The following is a 19,026-nucleotide window of genomic DNA, read 5'->3' as shown; positions in this document are numbered from 1 at the left end:
CGTCATAGATGGCGATATTTTTAGGAGGTTGTTCACTTGAAAGGTACAGTTAAATGGTTTAACGCAGAAAAAGGCTACGGTTTCATTTCTGTTGATGGAGGCGACGATGTATTCGTTCACTTCTCCGCGATTCAGGGCGAAGGATTCAAAACATTAGAAGAAGGCCAATCCGTTGAGTTCGATATCACTCAAGGCAACCGTGGTCCTCAAGCAGCTAACGTCACAAAATTATAAGAAATTGGGAGTCCCCACTTATAAATAGAGTGTCATAGCACAAACAACAGAGACAGTCCCATTGGGGCTGTCTTTTTTGCTGTAAGAAAGGCCTGTACACCTCCTTTTGGAGGGGATGCACAGGCTTTTTTTATACGAACATATCTATGATCAGCACGGTTCCGAATGCGATGAATGAGAGGAGCGTCTCCAGTACGGTCCACGTTTTGAACGTTTCTTTGACCGTTAACCCGAGGTATTCCTTGACCATCCAGAAGCCGGCGTCGTTGACGTGAGATAGCATGAGCGAGCCTGCGCCAGTTGCGATAACCAGCAGCTCCAAATTAACGCCTGACATATGCTCTACGATCGGTGAAACAATACCCGCGGCTGTCGTTAAGGCGACAGTCGCCGAGCCTGTTGCGACACGGATTAATCCGGCAACCATGAAAGCCAGCACAATCGGAGAGAGGGAGATATTTTCGGCCATTTGCGCAATGGAAGTTCCAACGCCGCTGGCGATAAGGATTTGTTTAAATCCGCCGCCGGCACCGATGATCAAAATAATCGAAGCTACAGGCAGCAGGCAATCGTGTGACAGCTTGCTGATGTAATTTTTGTTCATGCCTTGGCGAATGCCCAAGAAATAAAACGCAGCGAAACAAGAAATAAGAAGCGCGATCACGGAATTTCCGATAAATACGAGGAATTTCATGAAACCGCTCGGAACAGGCAGATAAGGCGCGATCACGGACAGAACCATTAACAATACAGGCAATAAGATAATGAAAAAGGAAATACCAGCGCCGGGCAATTTCTCAGGCTCTGTGCTTGCATCCAAAAGCTCTGGTTCATTCTCAGGAACAACACGCTTGTTTACCCATTTGGCAAACAACGGCCCTGCAATGATCGCAGCTGGAATCGCAATGATCAGAGAGTAAATCAGCACTTTACCGATGTCTGCTTTATAAATACCGATGGCTGTCATAGCGCCAGGATGCGGTGGCACCAGACCGTGAACAATGGACAATCCGGCAATGACGGGTAAGCCGATCAGCAAAATATTTTGCTTCGTTGATTTGTGAATGGAGATGACGAGCGGCAGCAGCATGACAATCCCGACATCAAAAAAGACGGGGATCCCAATTATAAAACCGGATAGCAGCATGGCCCATGGCAAACGTTTTTCACCAAATACCCGAATGAAGAAATTGGCTACTTGTGTGCCGGCACCGGAATCCGACATCATTTTTCCTAAAATTGTACCTAGCGCCAATATACCGACCAAGTGGCCAAGAACAGCGCCGACGCCGGTTTCATAAGCGCCAACGATCTTATCCATGGACAAGCCTGCCATAAGCGCAAGGAACAAGCTGGCGACGGTTAAAGAGATAAAGGCATGCCATTTCCACCAGGCTACACCAAGTATGACAATGACGATAGCAAGCAGAGTGACCATCAGTAGATATATATTCATCGTAAAATCCCTCTTCTCATGAAGTTAGTAAGCGTTATCAAGGTGTGGACGAGAAAAGGAATCGAGCCTGTACCCGTTTTCCTAAATATCGTAATTGACGACATAATTGTGCATTTCGGTGCTGTAATGTCCTGCACTGAATTCGATTAGAGCACCATGTTCATCATAGGAATACCGTAATCTTTTCAGCAAAGGCGTACCTGCTTTCACCTGCAGCATGTCGTCGATAGGTGAGGGAGCGGTGACAGCAGCAAACTCATCCCGATATTTTTCCAAGACAATGCCATGGTCTTCAAGCAGCTCGTACAGGGATTGATCATTCAAATCCGTGAGCTCGATTGTGGACATTTGCAGCGAAAGATAGTGGGAATAGTGAATATAGGGCTTTTCATTCAAGTGATACAATCGCTCTATATAGAAACAGCGCTCTCCAAACAACTGATAAGGCAAGGTTCCCGCCATATTCGTGACAATTTCAGCTCGCAGCAGCTGTTTGTGAATTCGGTAGCCTTCTTCAACGAGCACCTCTGTGAAACGTTTCCATTTGGACAGCTTGGACAGAGAAGCATTTCGAATAACTTTGGTGCCTTTGCCGCTGCCTTTTTCCAAATAGCCTTCTTGCGCCAATTCTTTGATGGCATTGCGAACAGTGATCTTGCTGACGTTGAATTCCTGCTCTAACTGGGGTTCGGATGGAATATTGGTACCCAAAGGATACACACCGTGTAAGATGCGATCCTTCAGGATATTCATAATTTGCAAATATAAGGGTCGTTTATTGCGGGATAAGTTCACCTAAACGTTCACTACCTTTCTACATCGCCTACGGCTTCCGTCATCGCGCGCAAAATGTCGCTTTCGGATGACATGGGGGTATCGCCGACAATGGTATGTGCAAGCATGCCAGCGGCAGCTGCAAACCCAACCGTTTTTTCGGGTGAAAATCCTTGGATTTCCCCATGAACGATACCGCTTGTGTAAGCATCTCCAGCACCAATTCTATCATAGATAGAAAATGTGAGCAGATTTGAAAAGGTGAACGCTTGATTCTTATAAATAAATCCGCGTAAGGAATGAGTGTTGTCATTGTTGATATGACGATGCGTTCCTGCAATGACAGCGATCTGATACTTGTCTGCTACCGCTGGAATCAGCTCCATCAGTTGCTCTTGACGTTCGGTTTGATCGGTTTGCATGCCAAGAATGTACATGGCGTCTTTCTCGTTCATCATGACAATGTCTGCGAGCTGCAGCATGTCCTCATAGTGAGGTTTTGCTTTCGCATAGCCACCCTCGCCCCAATGGGCCGGACGATAGTTGCAATCGAAAACAACGATGCCGCCGCATGCTTTAACTTCTTTGGCCAAAGCTTTCATATGCCGCCGCACTTGATCATTCATAGCGAGCGTAATCCCGCAGAAATGGATGATATCTATATCTTTAGCAATTTCAGCAAAATTATAAGTGTTCTCAGGAGCGGTGTTAAAGCTGCTTTCCTGACGGTTGGAATACGTGACGCGGCTGGGCCGCGCTCCGAAACCATTTTCTAAAAAATACATGCCGACGTAGTTACCGCCGCGGGTAATCATCGACGAGTTGACACCTAATTTGCGCAGGTAAGCTTCCGCCGCGTCTCCCACAGCGTTGGACGGCAATCTGGAGATCAGATATCCGGTGTGCCCGAAGCGAGCTAGGGCTGAACTTATATTCACGCCTGTACCGGAGAACGTGTAGTGTAGCGAGCTGGCTTGAGATAAGAGTTCATACCCCGGCACCTGCAGGCGCATCATAACCTCTCCAAAAGCAGCAATTCGCTTAGCCATGTTGATCAACTAGTTTCTTCATGATGCTGAGCAATTCGCGTACATCCGATGTATTTGTTTTTCCCGTTGCTTTGTCGATGATCGACGAATAGACATGAGGGATGACTTGCGGAACTTTGGCTTCAAGCGCGATGCGCAGAATCGTTTCAAAGTTTTCCATGTTGATGCCGCCGGTTGGCTCTAAAGCAAAGCCTTCTTCGCCACAAGCCTGAGCAACGGCGCGAAGCTCGTCTTCACGGCTCAAGCCGTTCATTGGGAAATATTTGAGGGCATTTCCGCCCATGTCGCGAACAAGCGCGATGGCTGTTTTGACAGGTACGATGGCATGCTCGGATTGAGCCGCGCTCACAGGACCTGTTGAAATATTGACATAACCTACGCGGCCAGTTGGAGAGACCAAGCTGTTGATCCAGCTGTCTTGCTCGCCGAGGTTTGCTCGTGTAGCGCCAACAGCAGGGAACACTTGATTGATGTGCGTGCCTGGATAATGCTTGGCAATGGCTGCAACGACAGCGGCTTGACGATTATCTCCTGCGCCAAGTCCGATGGATACGGCTTCGTCAATCGCTTTCCCGTATTCTTTCATTGCGGCAACGGCAGTTTCCACTGTTGGATAATCTTTTGAAAGGACACCGACTAGCACGTATCCCTCAGCTGCTTCGAATACTTCTTTCGCGTTTTCTACGCTGTTAGCGAGCACATTAAGAGCTGCGCGGCCTTTATAAAGTCGTTTTGCCATGTTGGACATGTTATTGACCTCCTGCAAGTTTACGTATTTGAGCAGCGATAACCTCAATATCATCGCCTTGAAGCGGACGTGGATCGATATCAAAATAGCCTTGTCTCACGCCGTAATCGCGTGTATAAATGGCGATTTCACCTTCGCGGAGCCCGTTTACGACTTCTTTAGCCGTCGTCCCGGTTTGCTCTGGATCAATTTGAATGCGCCCGCGGAAAATGGCACGGCCGGCTTCGTCCTGTACAATCGTTACTTTAATGCCCTTTAGTTCGCTCAGCGGCATTAGCACCTGTAAAGCAGCTTTTTCTTGCTCGCTTTTGTCTTCTTTGACACCATATTCATCCAATGCTTGAAGCAAGCCGAACGTGGTTTCTTTTCCGACTTTCATACTCCGGCCTATACCATGCAGTTGGACTTTAAGCCATTCGATATAAGTGCGTTTGCCGCCGACAATACCTGAAGTAGGGCCTTCAATCGCTTTTGATCCGCTGTAAATAGCTAGATCCGAAACTTTCACATACTTTTGAATGTCTTCTTCCGCTGCAGCATCCACGATAAGCGGCACGTTATTACGTTGAGCGATCTCCCATGCTTCCTCAACGGAGATCATGTTCTTTTGGACGGCATGATGGGATTTGACATAGAGAATTGCGGCTGTATTTTCGGTAATTGCATCTTCGATATGTTCAGCTTTTCCTTCATTCGCGTAGCCAACTTCGATGAGCTTGCCGCCTCCAAGGTAAACCATAGTTTCCACGGGAGCTCCGTACTGGACGTTGTGGCCTTTGAGAATGATGATTTCACGCTTGGCAATCGGGTCCTGATGCAATCGTTCGCTCATCCGGCGATTCCCTTGCGTTACGACTGCCGCGACAGAGAGAGCGATTCCGCTTGAGGCGGAGTTGACGACAACGGCGGCTTCGGAGCCAAGAATTTTTGCCATATAGTCGCCGGCTTTATCGACGAGATCCGCGATCTCAACGTAATTTTGACCGCCATGTTTCATGGCTTCCATAACGGTATCGGTCGGAGCGGATACACCTAGAATGCTCATGCGTCCACTTGCATTGATAACCCGTTTAAGGCCGTATTTAGCATTTAATGAGAGCGCCATTCACAACTACTCCTTTAGGTTGAATTGTTTGATCTGCCGTACGTTGGTCCCCTTCGGAGTCAATGAGCACAATCTCCTCATTCTGAACGGTAAAAAGCGTAAGGTTGGCCGTATCACCAACTTGGATTCGACCCAATTCCGGCTTGTTCAGCCAACTTGCAGCATGGGAGGTAACCGCATCAATGACCTCTTGAAGCGAATAGCCCAAGTACAGAAATTTCGTCAATATGTTGGACATACTAAATACAGGTCCCTTCAAGCGATTCCCGCGGTAAATGTCTGTCGAGATTGTATCCAAACCGATATGATGCTTTTTCGCGGCTTCCGCAACTTTGAAAGAAAAGCTTGCCGTGCCGTGACCAACATCCAGATGTACGCCTCTTGCTATCGCTTCTGTAAGTACCTGCAAAGGCTTGCCGTCTTCATCAAAAAGGTTATTCGCTTTCCCGTTCAAATAATGCGTAATGATGTCTTTCTTTTCTAAAAGAGAAATGACTTCTTCAATGCTCGGCGGTCCTGAACCGATATGGACCATCAAGGGAAGTGAGGTCGCATTCGAAAGTGCTCGCGCAGCACGCAAAGGCTCAATGCCGGAATCGCGAACAACACTTTTGCTGATTCTTGCTTTTAAACCGACGATGAAGTCTTTATATGTTCGTGCAGCTTCAACAACCTTCTCGTGATTAATCCAGGACATATCGGATAATTCATCGATCCTTTGCAACCCAATGCGTGAAATGTTTAAAAAAGCGAATAAGTTCGTTCTAGCATGCTTTCTGCTTTCAGCTAACTCCGCAATACGGTCAGCTCCGCAGCTTCCGGCATCAATAATCGTGGTGACACCTTGTTTGATGCCAATCTCATCGATTTCATCCCCATAAGGATCGAATGCAGGAAATGCATGAACATGCATATCGATCCAGCCGCTCGAAACATAGGCACCCGAGAAGTCAACAATCTGCTTTCCTTGTCCCTGACCGGGACTTGTCAATTCAGCAATTTTTCCATCTTCGATTACAATATCGAGAAATTCTCCGCTTACATGCTTTACATTGTGTAGGACGAATCGCTCTTGCATGCATGTCACCTTTTTCCATAACTCGAATTATTAACGCTTTCACTAAGTCTTCCTTGGAAGTTCTCCTTATATGTAGGAGAAGGTTGTAAATAATTTAATTGAATATAACGTTATAATGTTAGAATAGCATATCGGATCGTCCAAGTAAATATAACGTTATAATGTTTAAAATGATAATTTTGCCATGGTGAGCAAGGCATGGAATATGCGGTTAAATTTAAAATGGGGATCGCAAGCCGCGGTGGAAAGTACTCGTTCAATATGGAAAAAGGAGCTGTCCGCGAATTGCGGCAGCTCCTTTTATCTTTTAATCGATAATTTGAAGAATCTCATCGATTTCTTTACGTGCTAATTTACCCGGGCGATCCTTCGGATGACCGAGGGCGATAACCATATTAATCTGACATTCTTCCGGAATGTCCAGATACGCGCGAATTTGGTCTTGAGCCAGCAGGACAGGTCCTGTCATTGGGCAAGTTGCGAGACCTCTGGCATGCGCGGCAAGCATCAGATTCTGGGAGGCTAAGCAGGAACTCTTGATTCCTTCTTCGGCCCAGACCGCATCTTCAACAAGCTCAATCGGATCAAAAATACGATCGCGGAATTTGGACTCGTATGGCGTCGCTAAACAGATGATCAGCACAGGAGCATCTGAAAATGCTGTGGCATAAGGTCCAAAAGATTTCACCAATAGGCGTGCTTCCCGGGAGAGACCTTTATCCTCGGCAGCTGCGGCTCTGAGGTGAAGCTGTTCCCATGTCAATTGTTCAATATGTTTAATCTTCTCTGTATTTCGTATCGCAATAAACTTCCACGTTTGGGAATTCGTATCGCTTGGCGCATAACGGGCGCAATCGATGATTTCTCGAATGTCTTCTGTCGCGACTTCCTGCTCAGTAAAATTTCGAACGCTGCGGCGTTCCAGTACAATGGACTTGAAATCCTCATAATTCATAAAAAACGATTACCTGCCTTTGCTGCTTCATTTTCGTCATCATTATTACTTGATACTAAGACTATAGTATAAAACAGTTGTCACTGCAGCACAACCGTATCCCCTTCTTGGAGACCTTTGATGACCTCCGTTTTCTCCGGCGTTTCCATTCCGATCTCAATTTCACGGCGTTCTGCGCCTTGTGACGTCTGGAGCATGACGTAGTAGACGTCTTTCTCATGCATCACGGCTAACGTGGGGACGACGGTTGCTCCGTTTTTCTTCTCCGTCTCGATTGTACCTGAAAGACTGAGTCCTGCAATTAGCTGTTCATCCGGTTCCAATGAAATAGTAACTTCGAACTGCGCGGAAGCCGAGCCTTGATCGGTACCAGCTTTAGCAAATTTGGATACTTTTTCAACTTTGCCCTGCAGTTTTTTCTGCTTTAAAGCTTCAACCTTTACTTGGACAGACATGCCCGGCTTAATCCGAAATACATCGAACTCACCGACAGTACAAACTAACTGCAATTTCGTTAGATCCACAATTTTCCCGATCCGCGCGCTTTCCTCAACAGATTTTGGGATTTTGGAGGAATCCTCGAATAAGAAGATGCCGTCATCGGGAGCAGCGAAGGCTGCCTGTTCTACTTTCTCTTGCTTCTTCGCGAGCTGCAATTGAATGGATTCGTCATTTACCTGATTCAACTGTTCCTGAATTTTACGTCCTTCGGAAGAGGCAAAACGTGATCGGGCATCATCTTCACTGACGGCGCCCGCAGGTATGTTGGTTGTTTCTCCTTCAGGACCTGCTGCTTTGAACTTAGCAAGATCGGCTTCCAGCTTTTGCTTCTTCAGATTCGATTGGAGGGAGGCGATTTCAGTTTTCAGCGGTGTGGCATCAAGCTCGAATAGCAGCTGGCCCTTTTTCACCTGAGCTCCGTCCGTAATCTGCCAGGTTTTTATTTCACCGCCAAATGGCGCGTAGACACGTGTTTCCTTTTCGTAGGATGACTTTCCTTTTACTTCAACACTGTTAACCAGATCCTCTTTCGTCACTTTAAATTGCAAGGCGCTGGGAGCTGAAGCAGTGTCTGTCTTTGTTCCCTTCATTGCTTGGGGGTGGCTGGATATGTATAAAAAGCTGCTAATACCGCAGACAATAATGGCCGTTAAGAGTAGTATCCAGGTTTTCTTTTTCCTCATGCTAGGCAAACTCCTATTCTCGTTTAATTGCAGTCAATGCATCGGTACGTGATGCTTTAATGGCGGGGTACAGCCCCGAGAGGACGCCGGTCATAATAGCGAAAAACATACCGACAGGAAGAATCCATAGGGAAATGAATAATATTTCAGCCGGCTCTCCCGAATTAGAACCGAAACGGATAATAATTAGATTGATCCCCCAAATAACCCAATAGGAGAGCATGATGCCTACAAGGCCGCCAAGCAGGCCTAATAGTGAAGACTCCACAATAAACATGTTGCGGATCTGTTTTAAATTCGCTCCTAACACTTTCATGATGCCAATCTGCCTGCGTCGTTGATGGGTGGACATCGTCATAGCAACAACAATGGAAATCGAAGCAACGAAAAGCACAAAAAGCCCGACCCCTGTAAGCAGTAAACGAACGATAACGAATTCACCTTTCATTCGATCCTCTTGGTATAAATTGGTTTGTGTGGTTAGCTGGAGTTTCTTAATCCACTCATCAACTTGCTTCACATTCGTGCTGCTATCTATTTTGACTTTCACTTCGGAATATTGAACTTGCCCGTTAGCAGCAGATTTGTTGAGGGCCTCCAGTATTTTTAGGCCGGTTTGCGGTGAGACATAAGCGGTTTTGTTACCTTGCAGCATTGAGTCCGGTAGTCCATCGGGCTTCTTGAGAATGCCAGTAACGCGAAGCGTCACCTCTCTGGGCTCGGCGATACTTGCACCGGAACTTCCCACAGGCTGCTCTTGGGAATTATTCGCTTTCAGCAGCAATTGCTTTTGATAAAGCGGATAAGGAATTGCTCCCATTTGCCGGTACGTTTCGGCCTGTTCTTTGCTAGGGTTTTGCTGCATCAGCTTATTGCGAATTTCTAGTGTCTTCGAATCCAATACGCCAAGGGTAGTGCCGTAGTTAAGTACAATATGATTGTCCTGATTGCTTGCCCCGCCCTGCTGGAACTTGGAGTCGAAATCCTCTAGTGTACTCAGCTCGGTAGCAATTAGATGGAGATAGCTTTGTTTACCGTCGTCGACGGTGAAGTTGAACTGACCCAAATCTTGAAAACTAGCGACGGATTTCACATGAGGGAAAGTACGAATGAGTTCGAGTTTGCTTGGTGTCAGTTTAGACGGGGAGTTTGGGTCGCCGCTTTGATCAGAGATCGTAATTTCATCCGTTTTGAGATAGAAGCTCATTTGTTTCTGGCTGTAATGTTGAATCGATTCACCGAAGCCGAGCGCAACCATGATGGAAGCGGAACCGATGGCAATCCCTACGGTACACAGCGCGGTCACAACCTTGCGCCGCTGCAGCTGGTCCCAACCTAGGCGAACGTAATCCTTAAACTTCATCCCGCCTCACCTTCCTGCGCGTTTCCTTCCAGCAAGTATCCGTCGCGCAGCTGTAAAATCCGCTGAGTCCGGCGCGCCACCTCGTGCTCATGCGTAACGATAACGAAGGTAATACCTGAATTTTGATTCAAATCAATGAGTAAATCGATAATTTCGGCTTCTGTCTTCGTATCGAGATTACCTGTGGGTTCGTCGGCAAAGACGATGGTTGGTTTCGTAATGAGGGAGCGGGCAATACTGACACGCTGCTGTTGTCCTCCGGAAAGCTGTGAGGGAAATAGATCGGACTTATCACCGATACCGACTTGTTGCAAGAGCGTCATAGCCCTCTGCTTACGTTCTGGGCCGGCAACGCTTTGGAAGACGAGTGGCAATTCTACGTTCTCCCGAACGGTTAAATGTGGTATTAATTCATAAGATTGGAAAATGAAGCCGATGTGTGTCCTTCGAAATTCCGCCAAGCGGTTTTCGCTCATTTTCTCAATAGCTTGTCCAGCGATGTTAATAGAACCTCGGGTAGGCTTCATTAAGCCTGCCATTAAATTTAACAGTGTTGACTTCCCGGAGCCTGAACTGCCGAGCAGAGCGACCATTTCGCCTTGCTCTACCCGGAAGCTAAGTTCATGCAGAACGGGAGTATCCTCTTGCCCTGTGCGGAAACTGTGAGATAACCGTTCAATGGCTAACACGAAATCATTCCCTTCATTTTAAAACTACCTGCGACTCGGCAAGCGTTCATCGTTTTGGAATAGATGAGTGCCCAAGAAACCGATCGTCGCGACAATCGATAAACATCCGGCAATGACGTAAACTGTGCTTCCCCCCGCAGCGTCATAAATCAAACCACCTAATGTTCCGCTAATTAATCCAGCGATGCTTGACCAAGCTACAGCAAAAATCGCTTGACCGGATGAGCGATATTCATCAGGAATAATTTGGCTCAGATAGCGATTGGCCGTAATAAGGAAAACACCGAAGGTTAAGCTATGCAGCAGTTGAACGCCGATGACCCACGCAGGATTATGAATGTTACCCATAATGAAAAAGCGCAGGGCGTAAATGACCCCTGCAAACGCAAGGAGCGGCAATTCTTTAAACCGGTGCCCATGCTTGCTAAGTAAGAAGAACACGGGGATCTCACTAAGCGCGGAGGCCATCCAGGCGTAACCGATCAGTGAATCGGAAGCGCCGAGCTGCCGCATGTAAAGAGCCAGGAAGCCGTCATTAAAGCGATGGGAAACGGACATGATGATGATTAAAGTTAAGAACCAGACAAACTTCTTGGAACGTAAGATGCTAAGCATGCCGCCGAAAGCCATTTTCTTGCCGCTTTGGCGAGCGTCCTTTAAGAAGAAAACAAGGACTAGTGTGCAAGAGATGGTGAACAGACAAAGAATCGGCGTGAGACCTGTTCCGTAATGTCTAAGCAGCAAGCCAAATCCGCCGGCTGAAACTGCGAACCCGATGGAGCCCCAAACACGAAAGGATGCATAGCTTTTGCCGCTAGCCCGAATGCTTAGCATGACTTGGCTGTCATTGAGCGAGTTTACCGGCTGCTGAAAGAAGAAAAACATTGCCAAACAAACATACAAGAGGGAGAACCACCCGGCTGTAAAAACGAAGATCGCCGTGATGAGCTGACCGATAATCAGAAAGATCATGATTTTTTTGACCGTTTGAAAACGGTCGCTCAGAAAGCCCCATAGTAAATTTGTTGCGATCCCGATTAATGGCCCAATCGCATAGAGCAGTCCAATTTGCAGCTTGGAATACCCTTTGTAATCAAAGTAAAGAGGAAAGAAAGTGACTACGATGCCCATTGTCATAAAAAAGGAAAAAGTGAACAAGCGGAGCAGGGTATGTTGTGACTTTATAAGAATAGACGTACGCATAGTTGGTTATCACTCGTTTTCCCTACAAATTTATTGAAGATAGGCTTGGCTGCCTCTCTTCGGACGTGCGTTTGAGCACATAAACCACAACTAACAGTTCAGCCAGCGTACCAATGGATTGCGCTAATGCGCCGATCATCCCGTTCCAACCGGGGACTGTCCAAATGGCGATAAACAACGTTATTACCGTAATCGTAGCATTCGCAGATTGCGAGAAAACCATGATTTTCGTTTGCCCTCTGAGCATAATGATCCCGTTCATATAATCCAACCAAGGAAATACAAACGTCATAATCATAAAGATGCGCATAGCATGCAGACTCGCATGCATAAGCTCAGAATTGACGCCCATTACATGGAACATAAACCAAGGACCTAGAGGTGTATAAGCGAGAATTGCGATAAGTGTTCCAGGAATAAAGCTAAGGATAAGGACGAACCGGAGGACCGCTTTCCTGTCTTTCCGGTAAAAATTCAATACGATTTGATGTATGTAAGAGAAAAAACTTAAAACCAGCTGCGTTAAAGAGCCGGCAATGGCAAACGAAGATATCGCAAGATGTATATGCGTTGTTTTCCCTAAGACGGCATTAATCGCAGGACCGATGATGACGGCAATGACCGATGAATACAACAGCGGCTTATAAAATCTGAAAATTTGTTTCTGGGTTTCAATGGGGTGTCCTGGCGCCTTTTCAGGAATGACTTTTTTTAGCAAGCTGGTTCCTTCCCAGATGGCGACGAAAGCCTCGATCACCATGCCAAGTAGAAAAATAATGGCGCCAACCCGTCCGCTAGTGACATTGTCCGTTGTAATAAAGTATAACGATAACAAATACATCGCGACAATTCGCACGCCCATCCCGATGGTTAACCATTTTGTCCGCATATTAAAAATAATAATGCCGTGAAATAAACACCTCAGCCCGGAAAAAATGCTTACGTACATCAAAATACGATAAACACTGAGTGTACTGTCTAATAATTCGCGTTCAACGCCAAAGAAATAAAGAAATACCCACTCTCCGACCGGAGTGTAGCATATAATAAGACCAATGAGAATAATGCAGGCAAATACATAAGAACTAACCGCTGCCATAGCTCGGAAGGAAATACGGTCCCTGACGAGGGTTGAACAAGCTTGTCTCAGCAAAACAACCGGCTTCTCGGTTAAGCCTAACAAACTTAGCGGCAGCGCATAGCTGGCAATGACGACTTCAGGGTTATCTGCACGGGCGAGTGTGCTGTTAATGATAACGTGCGAGAGGGTAACAAGCGTTGCGGAAAGGCCGAGGGGGAGAAAAAAGGAGATAAGCTGTTTCCATGAGATCGTTCTTTTCATTGCTGAAGCGGTCATCTGTATCTCTCCTAACTATTTCCCTTCTAAAAACGTTATTTAAGTATACCAGAAAATGAAATATTGTTGACATACAATTTTAACTGGAAACCCAAGGTTTGAAGTGATACATTTAAAGGTAGAATGTTTGTTGAACTATCGCAGCATGTTTTTACTGCAAGGAGGTAATTCAGAAGAATGAGCTGCTATTTTCAGTACGATGCCAGACTTGGTATCGAGACGCCGGCTTTAGAACATGATTGGGATTCGTACCCTGCCGATGTGCGCGTTGATATCTTATTTCAATGGGAACAAATTCGTGGAGTCATTCCTGACAGAATTATTAAGTTAGAGGCCTCAATTATTCGTAAACAAAATCAGCTGGATCAAGAAGATGATTTTATAACTTCGTGTCGTTTGAATTCTGAAATTGCTGATTTGGCATCGATCATAAATGATCTTCACCTTTGGTTCCGGATTAATCAGGATTTGGAAGCGAAGACCCACCATTAAGTTTGTCTAATGAAAGGGAGAGTGACTGGCATGCATAGCAATAAAGATGGGGCAGAATGGTTGGAAGCTATTGCGAAGCCGCTCTTGGAGCATCTGCCTGCGTTATATCCAATTGAAGAATGGGATTTGGCCATGGATGCGAACATTGAAGCGATGTTACCGGCTAATATGGCACAAGGCAGTCCGGAGCAAGAAATGTATGGGTTGGCTATCAAAGCAGGTCTTTATTTGTTGAACGAAAGCCTAGACAAGTCGCATGATATTGCCCAGGAAATTACCAATGCTTCCGGCAGCTATTGGCATGCTCTCATGCACCGAATGGAAGGCGATTACAGCAATGCGAAATATTGGTTTAATGATGTCGGGCATCACCCTATTTTTTCAAATTTAATTGCCTGCGTGCGAGATTACTTGACAGTGAAAGACTTGGCGGATCTGGACAATGAGGCGCTGCGTCAGAAGCTGGAAGTACTGATTACATCTCCTGTTTGGAACCCTTGTGTGTTCATAGACGTTGTGGAGCTTCAAGTATCCCTGGTTCAGAACTCGACAGTGGATAGCTGGCTGAGGCATATTCAGCGATACGAAATGCAGCTTTTGCTGCAATATTGCTACGAACAAAGTTGTGGAGGAAGTCTGCTTGAAGCAATCGGACAAAAGTAGTACAAAGGTTCCGCAGGGTCCACTCCGGTTAATGCTCAGGGTATATCGCTATATTTTGCCGGATGTAGGCGAACAGCTTTCCATATGGAAAACAAGAGCGGAGAACATACCAGATACTGAGTTGCGTACGCAAGCCTTAGCCAGCATTGCAACGAAAAAATTTCATTGCCAAGGTGGCGCCGTCTATGCCGCTGCTAATTTGTCGATGCGTCATGTATTAATCCCGCTCATCGTCGCCTTTCAAACGATTAGCGATTATTTAGATAATTTATGTGATCGCAGCACCTCCTTAGATCCCCAAGACTTTAGACAGCTGCATCAATCGATGCTGGATGCTGTAGATCCATCAAAACCTCTGAATGATTACTATGCGTACAGGCAGGAAAAAGAAGACGGTAACTATTTAAGAGATCTCGTTCTGAAATGTCAGTCCTGTATCGATTTGCTGCCGTCTTATGGACAAGTCGCGGATCAGGTGCGGGATTTCGTTGCTTTATACTGTGATTTACAGGTGTACAAGCATATTCGCAAAGATATGCGGGAGCCTGAGCTTCAGCAATGGTGGAATCTCCATCATCATCGATATAGTCAGATTGCTTGGAATGAGTTTGCAGCAGCGACAGGTTCGACATTAGGGATGTTTATGCTGTTCCTGGCAGCATGTGACTCGCAGTTGAGTGATAAACAGGTTGAGTCGATTCGCGAGGCTTACTTCCCTTACGTTTGCGGTCTGCATATTCTGCTTGATTATTTAATCGATCAGGAAGAAGATGTTTTGGGCGGAGATCTGAACTTCTGCAGCTATTATGGCTCGATGGAGGACACGGTGGAGAGGATTGCATTTATCGTGCAAGAGGCCCGCAGCAAAATTTTGTTCTTGGAACATCCGCGATTTCATCGTATGATAATCGAAGGTTTGCTTGCGTTATATTTATCAGATCCAAAAGTGAATGGACAGCAACAAGTTAAGAACATATCGAAGCGTCTAATGAAGAATAGTCCGTTAACCCGGTTGTTTTTCTGGCTAAATAGCATGTTTATTCGTACGACATCATGAATGTCCTGCACAAGAATTCGAAGGAGGAAAATGAAATGTCAGCAGTAAAATCAATTGCAGTACTAACAAGCGGTGGAGACTCACAGGGGATGAATGCGGCCGTTCGTGCGGTTGTAAGAAGCGCATTGTTCCATGGTCTGGAAGTTTATGCCGTGCAACGCGGCTATCATGGTTTAATTAACGATGATATTCGCAAAATGGATCTTCGCAGCGTCGGTGATATCATTCAACGCGGAGGAACAATCCTGCAAACAGCACGCTGTAAAGAATTTATGACACCGGAAGGCCAACAAATCGCGGCTGACAACCTGCGTAAGCGCGGGATTGACGGCTTGGTTGTTATCGGTGGGGATGGTTCCTATCAAGGAGCGAACAAACTTAGCAAGCTAGGTATCAAAACGATGGGGCTGCCAGGAACAATCGATAATGACATCCCTTTTACTGACTTTACAATCGGTTTCGATACAGCGGTTAGCATCGTTGTTGATGCGATCAACAAGCTTCGCGACACGATGACTTCACACGAGCGTTCGTCAGTTGTAGAAGTTATGGGCCGTCACTGCGGAGAGATTGCACTCTACGCGGGGCTTGCCAGCGGTGCTGAAACGATTATCGTTCCTGAGGTTGAGGTTGATATTTGCGAAGTGGCTAACCGAATGAAAGACAACTTCGCACATGGCAAACGCCACAGTATCATCCTGGTAGCTGAAGGCGCTGGTACAGGCGAAGGCGTTGCGAAACAAATTACCGAAGTTGTCGGCATTGAACCGCGTGTCACCGTTCTTGGCCATATTCAACGCGGAGGAACACCGACGCATAACGACCGAATTCTGGCGAGCCGCCTAGGCGATTTTGCAGTTCGCAGACTGATGGAAGGCGACTCTTCCAAAGCATGCGGCGTTATCAAAGGCGAATTAGTCGCTACGGATATCGACTTGGTCGTTCATACGAAGCGCGAATTTAACAAAGAGCTGTATGAACTGGCAAGCCGTTTGTCCCAATAAGTCTTAGAATCAGTAAGCCTATTGACCAAGCGTAGGACTTCGTTTATAATATCAAACAACGTACAAAGCGACATTATGTCTGTGAAGAGCATCCAACTCGGAGACGTTTATGATCGGAACGGCTGATGACTGATTAAGCATCGACTTCTCTAAATAAACCGGCACCGCCCGTTATCGCGGAACCAAGCGGATGATGGCAAGAAATTGCTGTCATCAAGTTGGGTGGCACCGCGAGCAGAACGCTCCTCGTCCCAATTCGGACAGGGGCGTTCTTTGTCTTTTTCTCACAATCGAAAAGGAAGCGGTGACGGAGTATGCTGGATATCAAATGGATTCGCAATCATCAAGATCAGGTTAGGGAAGCTGCCCTGCAAAAGGGAGTAGAATGTCCTCTTGAGGAGCTTCTAGAGGTAGAAGAGAAGAAGAGACAACTGCAGCATCGTGTCGATCAACTTCGTGCAGAACGTAATCGGTCGACTGCGAAAATCGCAAAGTATATGGCTGAGAAGAATCGACCAGAGGCTGAAGAGTTGAAGGAGCAGGTCCGCAGCTGGAATATTAGCTTGGCTGTGGACGAAGAGGAGCTCGGGAAATATGAGGAGCGGTTCAAGGAACTTATGCTGACCGTCCCGAATTTAGTTTCACCGCAAACGCCTTTCGGTGCTACAGATCAAGATAATGTTGTCGTAAAGGTTGTAGGAGAGCTTCCAACCTTCACATTTGAGCCTCGCGATCATATGCAGATCGGGGAAGATCTGGACATCATTGACGTTCCAAGAGGTGTAAAGGTCGCCGGAAGCCGCAATTATTACCTCAAAGGAATGGGGCTATATTTGCACCGAGCGGTTCAACAGCTGGCGATAGATCTGCTAACGGATCGAGGCTTTACCGTCATGGATGTGCCGCTCATGGTTCGTGAAGATACACTCGTGAACGCAGCATTCTTTCCGGCAGGCAAAGATCAGACCTACGAGCTGGATGAGAACAAATGGTTAGTAGGTACGTCGGAAGGACCGCTGATTTCGTATTTTGCGAATGAAACCGTAGATCTCTCGCATGGCCCTATTCAGCTGGCAGCGGCATCGAATTGCTTCCGCAAGGAGGCGGGGTCGGCAGGCAGAGATGTGCGCGGTTTGTATCGGGTTCATCAATTTGCGAAGGTCGAGCAGGTGATTGTTTGTGAAGATGATCCTGCGCTAGCTGATCAAATGTTGGATCAAATCACTCGGAATGCGGAAGACATACTTGATTTGCTAGAGCTGCCATACCGGATCGTTGCCGTATGTGCCGGAGATATGGGGGCCAAAAATTATAAGCAGTACGACATCGAGACTTGGATGCCAAGCCGAAATGCGTATGGCGAAACCCACTCGTCGTCAAGCCTCCTTGATTTTCAAGCTCGCCGCAGCGGGCTGCGTTACCGCGATGAGAATGGCGAGCTTCGCTACTGCTATACGCTCAATAATACAGCTGTTGCCACACCGCGCATTCTGATTCCTTTACTTGAGAATCATCAACAAGCTGATGGTTCAATCTATATCCCTGCGGCTCTTCGCCCATATATGAGAGGGTTGGCGGCGATACCTGGCAACTAATGATAACGCACCTTATCACTGGGAGGTTTCCACTTAGGATAAGGTGCGTTTCGTTATCTTAGTAGCCTTCAGTAAGACTAACAACGTTCATCATGTCTCCACCATCTAGCATGGCTCTCAAGTTATGATAGAAAATGGAGGAGACACGCTCCGTGTACTGAGCGGATGATCCGGCAATATGAGGCGTAATAATCACATTCTTCATGCTCCAGAGCGGAGAAGTCGCCGGTAAAGGCTCCTGCTCAAAGACATCGAGTGCAGCACCGGCTAGCTTGCCTTCTTGCAGCATTTGTATCAATGCACCTTCATCGATAACATCGCCTCGAGCAAGGTTGATCAAGAGTGCGCTAGATTTCATAAGGCAAAGATGCTCTTTCGTCACTAAGCCTCGCGTTTTCGGGGTGCTAGGGAGCAGCAAGACGACGAAATCGCTTATGGCAAGAAGATGACGGAGCCCCTCGTCCCCGCTGACGGTATTATCAAAGCCTGGTTGTGGTGTGCCCGTACGGTTGAATCCGATGACCGACATATCAAAAGCCTTCGCTTTACGAGCAACGGCTTCACCGATTGCACCGGCACCAACAATGCCTAACGTTTTACCGGCAAGTTCGTCGACGCTTATACTCTGGTACCATTCTTTCTGGATCTGGCACTCATACAGTGTATTTGCTTTACGAACCCATTGCAGCATCAAACTGAGGGTAAACTCACTCATCTGAATCGTATGTACTCCGCGTGCGTTGGTTAGCGGAACTCGTCGCTCTGCCAATTCTTGAAGAGGCAACTTGTCTACTCCAGCGGATAAAGTTTGCATCCATCTTAGCTTTGGAGCTTTATCAGCTGTGACAAGATCCGGATTAATCCGACCGGCTGTAACGATAACTTCAGCGTCGGCAATGTGCTCTTGAGCTTCCTTTGAAGAATTAAACCATAGGAATTGGCATCGGTCCTTAAGATCCTGTGGCATCTGTTCTGACATAAGGGATAGATCCATACTCGTAATCGCGACAATTTTCATTT

Annotated in this window: 19 protein-coding genes; 6 read left to right on the top strand and 13 right to left on the bottom strand. The window is 46.7% G+C overall.

Translation table 11 applies throughout. The features are described from left to right. The first annotated feature begins 36 nt into the window (after positions 1-36). Positions 37-234: a cold shock domain-containing protein gene (locus tag J2Z65_RS13145; protein ID WP_028556542.1), complete on the top strand. Its 198-nt coding sequence runs from the start codon at positions 37-39 to the stop codon at positions 232-234. 130 nt (positions 235-364) lie between these two features. Here the strand turns inward: J2Z65_RS13145 and J2Z65_RS13140 are convergent, their stop codons facing one another. From J2Z65_RS13140 to J2Z65_RS13085, 12 genes are all read right to left on the bottom strand, one after another. Then, positions 365-1,690, bottom strand: a complete 1,326-nt coding sequence (locus tag J2Z65_RS13140) for a GntP family permease (RefSeq protein ID WP_167060586.1) — start codon at positions 1,688-1,690, stop codon at positions 365-367. Positions 1,691-1,771: 81 nt separating this feature from the next. Further along, positions 1,772-2,485, bottom strand: a complete 714-nt coding sequence (locus tag J2Z65_RS13135) for a UTRA domain-containing protein (RefSeq protein WP_167060584.1) — start codon at positions 2,483-2,485, stop codon at positions 1,772-1,774. An 11-nt stretch (positions 2,486-2,496) separates the two neighbouring features. After that, positions 2,497-3,513 (bottom strand): sugar kinase, encoded by a 1,017-nt coding sequence (locus tag J2Z65_RS13130; RefSeq protein ID WP_167062650.1) that lies wholly within the window; start codon positions 3,511-3,513, stop codon positions 2,497-2,499. Next, the gene (gene dagF / locus J2Z65_RS13125; protein ID WP_167060581.1) at positions 3,506-4,261 is read right to left on the bottom strand and encodes a 2-dehydro-3-deoxy-phosphogluconate aldolase; all 756 of its coding nucleotides are present in this window, start codon (positions 4,259-4,261) and stop codon (positions 3,506-3,508) included. The genes J2Z65_RS13130 and dagF overlap by 8 nt, the downstream gene beginning before the upstream one ends. 1 nt (position 4,262) lies before the next feature. Continuing rightward, complete coding sequence (locus J2Z65_RS13120) at positions 4,263-5,366, bottom strand: DgaE family pyridoxal phosphate-dependent ammonia lyase (RefSeq protein ID WP_167060578.1); 1,104 nt, start codon at positions 5,364-5,366, stop codon at positions 4,263-4,265. Then, positions 5,344-6,444, bottom strand: a complete 1,101-nt coding sequence (locus J2Z65_RS13115; RefSeq protein WP_167060574.1) for an amidohydrolase/deacetylase family metallohydrolase — start codon at positions 6,442-6,444, stop codon at positions 5,344-5,346. Before J2Z65_RS13115 ends, J2Z65_RS13120 begins: the two co-directional genes overlap by 23 nt. A 307-nt stretch (positions 6,445-6,751) precedes the next feature. Continuing rightward, positions 6,752-7,399: a nitroreductase family protein gene (locus tag J2Z65_RS13110; protein WP_167060571.1), complete on the bottom strand. Its 648-nt coding sequence runs from the start codon at positions 7,397-7,399 to the stop codon at positions 6,752-6,754. A gap of 80 nt (positions 7,400-7,479) precedes the next feature. Further along, positions 7,480-8,583, bottom strand: a complete 1,104-nt coding sequence (locus J2Z65_RS13105) for an efflux RND transporter periplasmic adaptor subunit (RefSeq protein ID WP_167060566.1) — start codon at positions 8,581-8,583, stop codon at positions 7,480-7,482. Between the two features lie 13 nt (positions 8,584-8,596). After that, a complete protein-coding gene (locus J2Z65_RS13100) occupies positions 8,597-9,946 on the bottom strand; it encodes an ABC transporter permease (protein WP_167060562.1) in 1,350 nt (449 codons plus the stop codon). Then, positions 9,943-10,635 carry an ATP-binding cassette domain-containing protein gene (locus J2Z65_RS13095; RefSeq protein ID WP_167060559.1) on the bottom strand — a complete coding sequence of 231 codons (693 nt, stop codon included), beginning with the start codon at positions 10,633-10,635 and terminating at the stop codon, positions 9,943-9,945. The genes J2Z65_RS13100 and J2Z65_RS13095 overlap by 4 nt, the downstream gene beginning before the upstream one ends. A gap of 24 nt (positions 10,636-10,659) precedes the next feature. Next, positions 10,660-11,838 (bottom strand): MFS transporter, encoded by a 1,179-nt coding sequence (locus tag J2Z65_RS13090; protein WP_167060556.1) that lies wholly within the window; start codon positions 11,836-11,838, stop codon positions 10,660-10,662. A 22-nt stretch (positions 11,839-11,860) separates the two neighbouring features. Continuing rightward, positions 11,861-13,195 carry a multi antimicrobial extrusion protein MatE gene (locus J2Z65_RS13085; RefSeq protein ID WP_167060553.1) on the bottom strand — a complete coding sequence of 445 codons (1,335 nt, stop codon included), beginning with the start codon at positions 13,193-13,195 and terminating at the stop codon, positions 11,861-11,863. 177 nt (positions 13,196-13,372) lie between these two features. Here J2Z65_RS13085 and J2Z65_RS13080 point away from each other — a divergent pair, with 177 nt between their 5' ends. From J2Z65_RS13080 to serS, 5 genes are all read left to right on the top strand, one after another. Further along, complete coding sequence (locus J2Z65_RS13080) at positions 13,373-13,687, top strand: hypothetical protein (RefSeq protein ID WP_167060550.1); 315 nt, start codon at positions 13,373-13,375, stop codon at positions 13,685-13,687. A gap of 30 nt (positions 13,688-13,717) precedes the next feature. Next, positions 13,718-14,350 (top strand): hypothetical protein, encoded by a 633-nt coding sequence (locus tag J2Z65_RS13075; protein WP_167060547.1) that lies wholly within the window; start codon positions 13,718-13,720, stop codon positions 14,348-14,350. A gap of 31 nt (positions 14,351-14,381) precedes the next feature. After that, the gene (locus tag J2Z65_RS13070) at positions 14,382-15,407 is read left to right on the top strand and encodes a tetraprenyl-beta-curcumene synthase family protein (protein WP_167062646.1); all 1,026 of its coding nucleotides are present in this window, start codon (positions 14,382-14,384) and stop codon (positions 15,405-15,407) included. Between the two features lie 35 nt (positions 15,408-15,442). After that, positions 15,443-16,411 (top strand): 6-phosphofructokinase, encoded by a 969-nt coding sequence (gene pfkA / locus J2Z65_RS13065; protein ID WP_167060544.1) that lies wholly within the window; start codon positions 15,443-15,445, stop codon positions 16,409-16,411. Positions 16,412-16,725: 314 nt separating this feature from the next. Then, positions 16,726-18,006, top strand: a complete 1,281-nt coding sequence (gene serS / locus J2Z65_RS13060; protein WP_167060541.1) for a serine--tRNA ligase — start codon at positions 16,726-16,728, stop codon at positions 18,004-18,006. Positions 18,007-18,064: 58 nt separating this feature from the next. Here the strand turns inward: serS and J2Z65_RS13055 are convergent, their stop codons facing one another. Beyond that, positions 18,065-19,024 carry a D-2-hydroxyacid dehydrogenase gene (locus J2Z65_RS13055; protein WP_167060538.1) on the bottom strand — a complete coding sequence of 320 codons (960 nt, stop codon included), beginning with the start codon at positions 19,022-19,024 and terminating at the stop codon, positions 18,065-18,067. Positions 19,025-19,026 lie beyond the last annotated feature (2 nt).

Origin of the sequence: Paenibacillus aceris (assembly GCF_017874035.1) — a bacterium.
GTDB lineage: Bacteria > Bacillota > Bacilli > Paenibacillales > NBRC-103111 > Paenibacillus_E > Paenibacillus_E aceris.
The sequence above is the reverse complement of the archived record's forward strand: the minus strand, read 5'-3'. Positions and strand labels throughout refer to the sequence as shown.

What these genes read in the sequence shown, in the direction of transcription:
- J2Z65_RS13140 (WP_167060586.1), bottom strand. Translation starts at nt 1,690, where the DNA reads ATGAATATATATCTACTGATGGTCACTCTGCTTGCTATCGTCATTGTC.
- J2Z65_RS13130 (WP_167062650.1), bottom strand. Translation starts at nt 3,513, where the DNA reads ATGGCTAAGCGAATTGCTGCTTTTGGAGAGGTTATGATGCGCCTGCAG.
- dagF (WP_167060581.1), bottom strand. Translation starts at nt 4,261, where the DNA reads ATGTCCAACATGGCAAAACGACTTTATAAAGGCCGCGCAGCTCTTAAT.
- J2Z65_RS13120 (WP_167060578.1), bottom strand. Translation starts at nt 5,366, where the DNA reads ATGGCGCTCTCATTAAATGCTAAATACGGCCTTAAACGGGTTATCAAT.
- J2Z65_RS13115 (WP_167060574.1), bottom strand. Translation starts at nt 6,444, where the DNA reads ATGCAAGAGCGATTCGTCCTACACAATGTAAAGCATGTAAGCGGAGAA.
- J2Z65_RS13110 (WP_167060571.1), bottom strand. Translation starts at nt 7,399, where the DNA reads ATGAATTATGAGGATTTCAAGTCCATTGTACTGGAACGCCGCAGCGTT.
- J2Z65_RS13105 (WP_167060566.1), bottom strand. Translation starts at nt 8,583, where the DNA reads ATGAGGAAAAAGAAAACCTGGATACTACTCTTAACGGCCATTATTGTC.
- J2Z65_RS13100 (WP_167060562.1), bottom strand. Translation starts at nt 9,946, where the DNA reads ATGAAGTTTAAGGATTACGTTCGCCTAGGTTGGGACCAGCTGCAGCGG.
- J2Z65_RS13090 (WP_167060556.1), bottom strand. Translation starts at nt 11,838, where the DNA reads ATGCGTACGTCTATTCTTATAAAGTCACAACATACCCTGCTCCGCTTG.
- J2Z65_RS13085 (WP_167060553.1), bottom strand. Translation starts at nt 13,195, where the DNA reads ATGACCGCTTCAGCAATGAAAAGAACGATCTCATGGAAACAGCTTATC.
- J2Z65_RS13080 (WP_167060550.1), top strand. Translation starts at nt 13,373, where the DNA reads ATGAGCTGCTATTTTCAGTACGATGCCAGACTTGGTATCGAGACGCCG.
- J2Z65_RS13075 (WP_167060547.1), top strand. Translation starts at nt 13,718, where the DNA reads ATGCATAGCAATAAAGATGGGGCAGAATGGTTGGAAGCTATTGCGAAG.
- J2Z65_RS13070 (WP_167062646.1), top strand. Translation starts at nt 14,382, where the DNA reads ATGCTCAGGGTATATCGCTATATTTTGCCGGATGTAGGCGAACAGCTT.
- pfkA (WP_167060544.1), top strand. Translation starts at nt 15,443, where the DNA reads ATGTCAGCAGTAAAATCAATTGCAGTACTAACAAGCGGTGGAGACTCA.
- serS (WP_167060541.1), top strand. Translation starts at nt 16,726, where the DNA reads ATGCTGGATATCAAATGGATTCGCAATCATCAAGATCAGGTTAGGGAA.
- J2Z65_RS13055 (WP_167060538.1), bottom strand. Translation starts at nt 19,024, where the DNA reads ATGAAAATTGTCGCGATTACGAGTATGGATCTATCCCTTATGTCAGAA.